The organism is Bacillus cereus group sp. BfR-BA-01347 (genome assembly GCF_022663835.1).
GTDB classification, from domain to species: domain Bacteria; phylum Bacillota; class Bacilli; order Bacillales; family Bacillaceae_G; genus Bacillus_A; species Bacillus_A thuringiensis_K.
Map to the genome: position 1 here is coordinate 102,357 of NZ_JAKUGG010000020.1, position 10,093 is coordinate 112,449.

The window sequence follows — 10,093 nt, forward strand, 5'->3', positions numbered from 1 at the left end:
TTTGGTTTGTATATTAGCTTGAGCTAATATACTTATTGTAAACATGAAAATTAAAAGAATTGAAAAGTCATACATATTTGTGTAACTAGTTAATCCAGCTATTACACTAAGAACTAAGCTACCAAATCCAAGACCAATATCAAATGCATTAAAATAAGCCACTTTTGCCATTCCATTCCTTATTTGGGACAGCTAAAATATTTACCCAAGATTGTATAGATGGAGTAACAGAACCCCGACCAAAAAATATTCCTACGATCCAAACAACATAAACAGATGATGCAATCCAAATAAGAAATAGTGATATAATTAGGAAATTTAAACCATAATTTAAATTCCGCCTAGAAGCATAACTAATTTGTCGAATGGAAAATACCACGAGATAATATCTTCCAGGACGTATTAAATTCATTAACTATGTCTTTGCTTCTCCATTGTTTAGAAAAAGCAGGATGATAAAAGCAAGACATAAGTTTAAAGATAGAATTTGCTAATAAAGAGCTATCTTGATTAATAATTTCTTTATTTTTTATGCCATTCTTAATAATGATTTCTAATTGATTCACTAAACTTTCTTCATGGTTTTGAATGACTGGATTATATTTTTCAATTAAGGATGTATTTAGCGCAAAGACTTCTTCATTCTCAATCAGTTCCTTTCTTTTGAGTTGAAATAAACAGAAAAACCATTCGTACAGAAGTTCTTCAGCGCTTCCTTCCTGCTTTGTAATTACATCGAGTGTATCGGAATATTTTAACAACCATCTTTCAAGAATGGCATCTCGGAGTGCTACTTTGCTCCGAAAATAAGAATATAGTGCCGCATGGCTTACATCCAAAGATTTAGCGATACTAACAAGTGTTGTTCTACTCCAGCCATATTTGATAAGTTCTTTTTCTGCAACATCAAGAATGACATCCTTCGTTAATGCTTTTTCAGTCATTGTTCTCACCTTTCCTATATTTCATTTGAAATTTTTTCTCTTCCGTTACTGAATTAACAAACTTTCCTTATAAACCTGTTTCTCAATACCATTAAGTCATACGTTCATTTTAATTTGATACCTCTATCAGCAAATCAACGTGGCTATAGAACTATCCTTCAGTAGACAATAGTCTAACATACATAATTACAACTTATAAAATTTATTTTTTGTAAGTTTTGTGCATAAAAAATCGAATAAATGAACAATTAAGGAATTTGATTTTAAAGTATCATTTAAAATTTACTCTTGTTATTCTATTTAGAAAATACGTGTTGTTAATCTATATTCACTTATTTTCTACCTGCTTATAATCTTCTTCCGAGTATCAGTAGCTTAACATTTTATCTCTTGACTTACAATATATTTTTTTTGTAAATTGTAATAAAGGAGGGATTAATCCCAATATATCAGAAGTAGAAACAATCTTTAAAATTAGTTTCGTATAAAATATTTGCAATTATATTCGAGGAGGAAGAAACTTGATTTTATCAGGAAATACTATTTTGATCACCGGCGGTTCAACAGGTATTGGTTTAGCATTAGTTGAGCGTTTTTTAAAGGAAAACAATAAGGTTATCATTGTAGGAAGACGAGAAGAGAAGTTAAGTGCAGCAAAAAAGAAATTCCCTCAACTTTATACAAGGGTTTGTGATGTTTCTAATGAATCAGAACGTCAAGCATTAGTAAAATGGGCCCATAATAAATTCCCTGATTTAAATGTGTTAATTAATAATGCAGGTATTCAACAAAGAATAAATCTTTTAAGGCCAATTGATAATTGGGCTGATTACCGCAAAGAAGTCTCAATTAACATGGATGCGCCTATCCATCTTTCTATGCTTTTTATTCCGCACTTGATGAAAAAAAAGCATGCTACAATTATCAATGTATCCTCGGGATTAGCTATTACTCCAGGTGCTTGGGTTCCGGTTTATAGCGCCACAAAAGCAGGACTTCATTCGTTTACAACATCATTGAGATTACAACTATCTAAAACAAACATAAATGTTATTGAGATCTTTCCACCAGCAGTTAATACTGATTTAGGTGGTGCTGGATTGCATGATTTTGGTGTCCCATTAGATGAATTTACAAATGCTGTTTTTAAAGGAGTTAGAAATGGAGATATAGAAATAGGGTATGCTGGCACTGAGAACAGACTTTGTGCCTCAAGAGATGAGATTGTTCAACAAACAAAACAAATGTGGGAAACCTTCCTAACAAATGATCCGACTTTCTAAAAAAATCGCGATCTACTGTATAAAATAGCGAATTGCCATCTTTTAATCTTTCAAAGTAAAAAAGGTGCTTATGTTAAAATACATAAGCACCTTTTTACTATTTTACATATTAACAAGTTGGCGTTATATAGAGTAATAACTTACCTACATAAGTAAAACTCTTATTTAGTATACAAAATAAATGTAACATTTTATTAATATGGGGAAACACCACACATCCATCAACTTAAGCATTTTATAATGCCCCCAAAACGAAAAAATGAGCTGACTTTTCAGAGTAACTATCTGTAGAGAAAGAAAATTTCATTTAGGGGGTACTTCAAAACCTTAGCTTGATGGTGATGGGCTGAACCCCTATTAAGCATATTTGTCCTATCATTTTTTGTGTTTGCTTTCTTTATTCTTATTGAAAGAAATAAACAAAGAAATGATCAATCACCGCTTATAGATTTATCTGTATTTAAAATTTGTCTATTTGTAATTAGTATACTTTCCTTGAGCTCATTTTTCATCGTTTCTATACATAACAAGATATATAACAAAAACTAAAAAATAGTACCCTTTTCAAATAAGAAAATACCTACTTTCATGCAGTCATTTCAAGAAATCGGTTAATTCCATTCGCCTAATGACTTTGTGACATCAAAATATATATCGAATGTTGATTACTAAATGTTTTTCGATGGATCATTAATGTGCGTATTTCAATTAGAAAATATCCACTTTGGTGTCTCTATTTAAAAAAGTACCCATTTTCTTGTCTCGATATGTGGACATAAAAATGGGTACTAAATGAACTTCTTCCTTAGATAATTCAGCATTTTACACTATAGAATTAGTTTAGAGTTTCATGTCTTTGTACAACAAAGACATGAAACTCTAAACTAATTAGACAAGAAAGTCTAAACTATCATTTGGGGAACTTAGTTGGGACAAGAAAGTCTAAACTAAAATATTTTAAGATTTATATAATATCCACTTAATTTAATGTTAAACCAAATAAATAAATTCGAAAGAATATAATTTATTTAAAGAAAAATCCCCAAAAATATGAATTTTTAGGGATTAGATGCATTATACGTATATACAGTTTACCATTCGTTTCATTTTATGGTTTATATTAGTAATTAAACGAATTTCTTCTGCTTTTAGTTCAGTTGATTTCACGTGAGGTGAATACCCTACTTCCACGAACAATTCTATTGCAACTGTATCTTTACAAGACCGTTTACCGAAGTGTAGGATTACTTTTTCTCAATTTATTTGATTTAGTACATTTACTAAAATATCTATCAAAAGCATGTATAAATCACTTGTTATTATAAAAGAGTATTTTTTATAGTTAACTTTTGAGTATTAAACAATACTATTCTAGACTGATAACCTTTGAATCTTACATATTTGTCAAAGAAATAATCATCGTGGCCCCTAATTTAATGCTCCATCATCTCGTGGGCAATATCATGTCCATCCATATCCGATGGGTAGTAGGTAGGCCAGTGTATGACTTCATCCAATAAAGCTTCACGATTGTCACCCCAATACAAGTGGTAGTGACCAGATTTATTCGGATAAATACCATGATCACTAAATTGAATATACTGAGGAACTCCTTCTGTTTTTTCTGCTAGTTTAAATATGTATCTTACACCTCTATTCCCTGCATCATATGTCAAAATTTTGTACCCATCATAGATATATTTACCAGAATATTCTTCTTTGTTTTTGTAGAATGTTACAGTATCTCCTTGAATCACGATACGGTTGACATCTGTTTGATATCCTTCATTATAATACTCCTTATATTCTTTGGCTGACATTTTACCTTTATGTTTCGCTTTGTAAGCAAATACCTCATCAAGCGTTCCATCTTGTAAATATGGATATACCGATTGCCAGTCTCCTTTCCAATCGGAGAGTGATCGATCCTTCACTTGGTTGTCTTCGAAATACCCTTCATAAATTTTTTCTGTTGCTTCATCATGAGCATGACTGTGTTCGTGTTCATTTTCGTGTGTATGACTTTCAGATGTTTGCTCTTGCTTTTTAGATGAACCTGAAGTCTGACAGCCTACTAACACTAACATTGAACTAATAGTTAATATACCTACCTTCTTTGTAAATGCAATTTTCATTATAAAACCTCCATTTAAATCGTAATGATTACGATTTAAATTATACATATGTCTTGTGTAAACATCAACGGAAAAATAATCCAATATTAATAAATGGATTATCCTATCTGTAAATCTTTGGAGACTATTACAAGTATGGTGCAAAAGCTTCTGGACAATTGCAATGAGTCTATATAACCACTTAGCTTTTCATTTTAATTTCTACTGATATACTCAGGAAACTTAATAAGATGAAAGTTAACTATCATCTTATTGCATTATTACTGGCTAAGTAGTTTAGAGTTTCTTGTCCCGTTATTAAGACAAGAAAGTACCTACAAAACTTATGATAATGGCTATTTATCAGCGATTGCTCATGAGATTTTAGTTTAGACTTTTATGTCTTTCTACACTTAGAAATTGTACAAAGACATGAAACTTTAAACTATTTAGACAAGAAAGTCAAAACTAAAATTTTATCGAACTAAATCTAATTGGTCTTGTGTAATAATTTAGGGTTCTTTTAGAAAGGTATATATTTAAAGTTAATTAGCTATGTGAAAATAAATTTCATGTTATTGTTAACTATAATTCTTAGATATACAAAAAGAACCGGGCAATTTATGATTGGTTCTTTTTGTATAGATTTTTTAATTTGATTATCTTATTTTAAATTTTCTTTAAAAGTTATCGTTACTGCATCTATAGGTGCATCATGAGTTGGTGGTATTTCTAGTAAATTGAGTAGAGTTGTTATTTAGTTTTAAAGAGTAAATCAGTAAAGAACGTCTCTATCTCTAAATCTTTTTTTGAAAATATCTCATGTTTTGCAACAAGTAGTTGTCTTAGAATATCATCTAATTTTTTAGAAATTTCAATGAAATCACTTTCTTCGCCTTTAATATGTTGACCATGTACCACAGTCGAACGACATCCATAAGCCTTTTTAATAAGGTCGAAATACTCTTTCTTTGATTCATCTGAAGTGCCTAACATTAATGCAACACGTTCTGCAATTTTGCGGCTTACTTCAGACTTATCGGTAGTAAACAGGCATTCTAAAGCATTACAATAAGAAGCTATTTTCATTGGTAATATTGAACTTACTCTTGCACCAAGTGTAAAATAATGTGCCCTATCTAATCGTTTTGATCCTTTATTTCTAAATAGAATATCTGCATCAGGGTGCTTACCACCAAAACTCTTCTCTCCATATTCATCAATAGAAAAAGGTTTAAAATCACGAGCTGCTGATAGGATTTCATCTTTCGTAAAATTAGACTCTTTTCTTTCACATGTAGAAAAGCTCATATCAATTTATCGACGCTGAATTTTTTCTTGTGTTCCAATCTCCTTTTTATATCCAATAAATCATTTTCTTGTATTATCACTGACTGTCTACTTCCCTTTCTAAGAGCGGATATACAAATGTGCTCTTATTTATCATCAAATCTTTATTTTAATCATACTCACATTTCCATCAGCATTTAGCCCCTTATCATTTATTCCTAGTTTAACAGCCCTTTCTAACGTATATCCAACTTCAGAAAAAAGACTTACTTTCCAAACCACCAGGTCCAATTGAATCTTTAAACGTATTATCACAAAGTTTAAAATCCCAATATTTAACTTTATTGTAACATTCGATATGCCCAAACTCCTTATAAATATGGTAGCATTTACCTGTAAGACAAAATATTAATATAGGAGGCAGATTTATTATGAACGCAAGAAAACCAAAATCATTTGTAAAACAATGTACAGGAATTGCTTTGGCTAGTATGATTGGATGTAGTAGTATTGGAGTTTTCGCAACAAATGTAAGTGCTGCCGAAAATGCTAATCCAGATCCTATGTACCAATCTCTTCAAGCAGAAGTGATGACAATTACACAGTTACAAGATGCTATTCAGCATAAAAATGATCCTTTTATTAATCAAGTAAAAATATTTATTGATAAACATAAGACAGAATCAGAATTTTTATGGGGGAAAGTGAGTACTTCGTTAAAAAACGACATTGTAGACCTGCTTACAGGTGACAAAAAGCATTACTCTAATAAAATCAATAAAGCCCTTGTAAAACACTTTAGAGAAGTCCCTAAGTTATTGAAATTAGCAAGTCCTGAGTTTAAAAAAGAAATCATTCAATTACTAAAATACTTATAAAAATATCTACTAAGAGTTGATCTTTCAATGAATATTGATAGTAATAGTTCCATAAATTTATATTTCCAAAGTATCTTTTAACTCGTAATATCTATATATAAACATTTAAAGGGAACAGGTGTAAGGAATGGAAATTGGTTTAAATGCACATAGGGTAAATCAATCTACAAAGTATTCAACTGTGGGTACAGTAAAGAATACTCAAGATTCTCCTTCTGCTCATGGAAAATGTTAAAAGATAAAGGTGTCCCCTTATGGATTATTATGGAGATGCTAAACAAGTTTCGTGTTGATAAAGAGAAGACACCTAGTCAAACTAACAATGATTCTCCAGCTGATGCTATTAATACTACTGAAATAACTAATGAAACAAGATCAGACGTAGTACTGTAGATTGTTAGTACGGCTCATATCGAAACCAAAAGATTATTAATCAAACCTTATCACATATCTGATGCAAAACCTTTATACGAATTACAAAAACATCCCAAAACAAACCGTTTTATGCCATCTCCGTCGTATTCACTAGAAGAAATACAAGATATTATTCTATGGAGCATAGAGATGAACAAAAAAACAACGTAAATAATATTGCTAAATTCAATCTTTCTATTTTTGAAAAAACTTCTCAAAGGTTTAGCGGATATTGTGAATTAGATCCTTTAGACTTTGAGATTACATCTACAGAAATGTATTATGCTTTATCGTATGATAAATGGGGAAAAGGTTATGCAACGGAAGCCACATACGCCCTTTTACAATACGCATTTTTAAAAATAGGGATAGAGCGTGTTGTTGCTGTTGTATTCCCTGAAAACAAAGCATCAATTAGAGTTTTGAAAAAGCTCGGATTTCAATTTGAAGAAAAAATCAAAAATTTAAATGAAGAATTTAAAGAATTTGCAGGTATGCATTCTTTCTACATCACGAAAGATGTATTTTCAAAGAATTTAACAAATAATCGATAACAGACTAATTATAGTGATTCCGCCATATCGCTATCAAGCTAAGCAATTCTTTGTTTCCTAAAACGAAAAACAGGACCTGAATTCTCATAAATAATTGTTGTTACGAATAGAAGACTAACTTTATAGATATATAAAGTTAGTCTTCTATTTCATTAATTTTAATAAAAGTATTATATTGTGTGCTTCTAATTGGTTTAAATGAAGAGATAAAGCATCGTATCTTTTTAGAAACCTCACGTCTTTCTTGCAAAGATCTTGTATTTATTTCAAATCTATAATTTGAAGTCTATTCAGAAAGTATCCACTTTGGTGTCTCCGTTTAAAGAAGTACCCATTTTCTTGTCTCAATATGTGGACAAGAAAATGGGTACTAAATGAACTGTCTCTGTAGATAATTGAGCATTTTACACTATAAAATTAGTTCCTATTTTCATGTCTTTTTACAAATGTAGAAAGACATGAAAATGAGAACTATTTAGACAAGAAAGTGGATACGTCTATTCCTACTATTGTTTTAGACAAAAAAGTGGGTATTTTTTTATAAGGAAATTTCTTTAGTTATATATACGTATTCATATTTACCATGATTTTCAATAGCAAATCCATTAATTAAATGTGAATTGTATTTCTTTGCAGCTATGTATAAGGATTCTTTTGAAAATAAAAATATACCACCATTTAACAGTGATATATTTTTATTAATGATAAGAGGATATTGTCCTTTTTATTTTTTTACATGTATTCATAGTTCAGCTTATTTTTCATAATTAAAGGTATTTTTCAATAACAGATGAACCAGCAGAACTAATTCCAATCATTCCTCCTACAACGGTTGTAGTATATATATTGACTGTATCTCCAATATTAATCTCTTCTATTACTTTGGATGATGTTCTAGCTGACATTTTCATCTTACCATTAGACACTACAAGGTAATTTCCATCCTTACTCACAACTTCCCCTGTGAATTTTATGTAGTTTGAATCTATAGGTTCCCCTATTTTTTGGACAATAGAACTATGTGCATATAAAGTTTGTTCTTTCATTGGTAAATTAGAACCTGTAAAACTTTCGGCATAAATATGTACTATATCTCCAATATTTATATTTTCTAGAACTTTCTTACGTACATTGGTTTTAATGGTTACATCACCCTGTTTAACTATTAAATATTTAGATCCCTTTTCAATTACTTTACCTGTTTGCTTATTATTTTTTTCAATAAAAGGTTGAGTAGTATTGTTTTGAAGTTTATCACTTTGTGTAGTTGATTGTTTCACTTTAGAAACTGAATCTGCTCTCGTACTATTTTCAACTTGTTTGTTAACTTCAATATCCACTTTAGAAATTGAATCTGCTCTCATACTATTTTCAACTTGTTTGTTAGTGTTCTTTTGAATTTGATCAGATTTTGCAGTAAGTTGAGCAGCTTCAGCACGTGTTATGAATCTATTTGGTTGCCAGCCATTATCGGTACCAACGGAAATTTTTAGGTCAATTAAAATATTGGCGAATCTTTCACCCCAATGTCCTTTTAAATCCTCAAATTTACTTTGGTCATTATTATTTGTTGTACTTTGTAGTTTATATGCATTTACTAGCATCGTCGCCATAGCAGCGCGAGTAACTTTTCCGGATGGATTGAAGACTCCATTCCCTTCTCCTTTAATAATGCCAGCTTTTTCAGCAGCAGCAATATAAGGGGTAGCCCAATGGTTTTGTGAATCTGTAAAAGATGGTTTTGCATCGAAGTCAATTTGTATACCTAATACTTTTGTCATAATTTTCGTGGCGGAAGCTCTGTCTAATAAATCATGTGAACCAAAAGTTCCATCTGGATAACCAATTAAGACTTGTTTATCCACTAAATAGTTTACAGATTGCTCTGCCCATTTTGGAACATCAGGAAATTTTTGAGTATCTGCTAAAGTATTAAATGAATAAGATAATATCGCTCCTGCAAGAATACTTGTTGCAATCAGTTTGTGTTTCATTAAAAATACGCACCTCTAACATTCTATTGTATTTATTAAATCTATTTATATAACATTTACACATTCAGAAATTGAACCTTTAGAAAATATGTATCTGATTTAATGTAACTAGTATAGTTACTTATATATATAAGTGTCAATGTATATTCTGTGTTTAATACCTTACAAAATTGTAAGGTATTTTATATTGACGTACCGATTCGGTTGTAACTATAATTGTTACACGAGTGTTAGCTACCGGTAGTTCATCATCTCGTAATACATTTAAGAGGTGTTTATTTTATATGAAGCGTAAATTTATTGCAGCAGGGATTCTAACAGGAGCTCTACTATCTTACTCATCTAATACTTTTGCAGATGTTTCTATTACTAACTCAAAAAATACTATTTCTAAAGTGAGCGAGATACAAAACCAAGACTTTATAGTTGGAACAGTAATAGATGCATATAAGGGTGAAATTTCTGTTGAATACAACACAGACAGTGGAAAAAGTAAAATGGTTGTTGTAAAGACAAGTAAAGGGCAGACATTTGCTGAAGGTGATAAAGTTCAGGTATCCAATAAATCTGAATGGAAAATTCAACATCCAGGAAACGAATTTTATGAATACTATAAAGCTCC

The 10,093-nt window shown here is 30.6% G+C and carries 8 protein-coding genes and 1 pseudogene; 5 read left to right on the forward strand and 4 right to left on the reverse strand.

Features of this window, described 5'->3' with window-relative positions; genetic code table 11:
• Positions 1 to 353: 353 nt before the first annotated feature.
• A complete protein-coding gene (locus tag MR143_RS24565) occupies positions 354 to 944 on the reverse strand; it encodes a TetR/AcrR family transcriptional regulator (protein ID WP_199697654.1) in 591 nt (196 codons plus the stop codon).
• A 521-nt stretch (positions 945 to 1,465) separates the two neighbouring features.
• On the opposite strand from MR143_RS24565, the gene MR143_RS24570 reads away from it, so the two are divergent.
• Positions 1,466 to 2,227 carry an SDR family oxidoreductase gene (locus MR143_RS24570; protein WP_199697655.1) on the forward strand — a complete coding sequence of 254 codons (762 nt, stop codon included), beginning with the start codon at positions 1,466 to 1,468 and terminating at the stop codon, positions 2,225 to 2,227.
• A gap of 1,433 nt (positions 2,228 to 3,660) precedes the next feature.
• On the opposite strand, the gene MR143_RS24575 is transcribed toward MR143_RS24570, so the two are convergent.
• Together MR143_RS24575 and MR143_RS24580 are read right to left on the reverse strand one after the other, a co-directional pair.
• Positions 3,661 to 4,362 (reverse strand): ZinT family metal-binding protein, encoded by a 702-nt coding sequence (locus tag MR143_RS24575; RefSeq protein WP_199697656.1) that lies wholly within the window; start codon positions 4,360 to 4,362, stop codon positions 3,661 to 3,663.
• A gap of 732 nt (positions 4,363 to 5,094) precedes the next feature.
• Entirely contained in the window at positions 5,095 to 5,652 is a 558-nt protein-coding gene (locus tag MR143_RS24580; protein WP_199697657.1) for a HEPN domain-containing protein, read from the reverse strand.
• A gap of 410 nt (positions 5,653 to 6,062) precedes the next feature.
• On the opposite strand from MR143_RS24580, the gene MR143_RS24585 reads away from it, so the two are divergent.
• The 3 genes from MR143_RS24585 (at position 6,063) to MR143_RS24595 (ending at position 7,477) form a co-directional block, all read left to right on the forward strand.
• Entirely contained in the window at positions 6,063 to 6,509 is a 447-nt protein-coding gene (locus MR143_RS24585; protein WP_199697658.1) for a hypothetical protein, read from the forward strand.
• 228 nt (positions 6,510 to 6,737) lie between these two features.
• On the forward strand, positions 6,738 to 6,902 hold the full coding sequence (locus MR143_RS24590; protein WP_242281044.1) for a DUF3914 domain-containing protein: 165 nt from the start codon (positions 6,738 to 6,740) through the stop codon (positions 6,900 to 6,902).
• A gap of 158 nt (positions 6,903 to 7,060) precedes the next feature.
• A complete protein-coding gene (locus MR143_RS24595; RefSeq protein WP_242281045.1) occupies positions 7,061 to 7,477 on the forward strand; it encodes a GNAT family N-acetyltransferase in 417 nt (138 codons plus the stop codon).
• A 767-nt stretch (positions 7,478 to 8,244) separates the two neighbouring features.
• On the opposite strand, the gene MR143_RS24600 is transcribed toward MR143_RS24595, so the two are convergent.
• Positions 8,245 to 9,471, reverse strand: coding sequence for an S-layer homology domain-containing protein (locus MR143_RS24600; protein ID WP_199697659.1), 1,227 nt, complete (start codon positions 9,469 to 9,471; stop codon positions 8,245 to 8,247).
• Positions 9,472 to 9,755: 284 nt separating this feature from the next.
• Between MR143_RS24600 and MR143_RS24605 the strand changes: the two are divergent.
• A pseudogene (locus MR143_RS24605) lies at positions 9,756 to 10,093 on the forward strand (hypothetical protein); the annotation flags it as partial.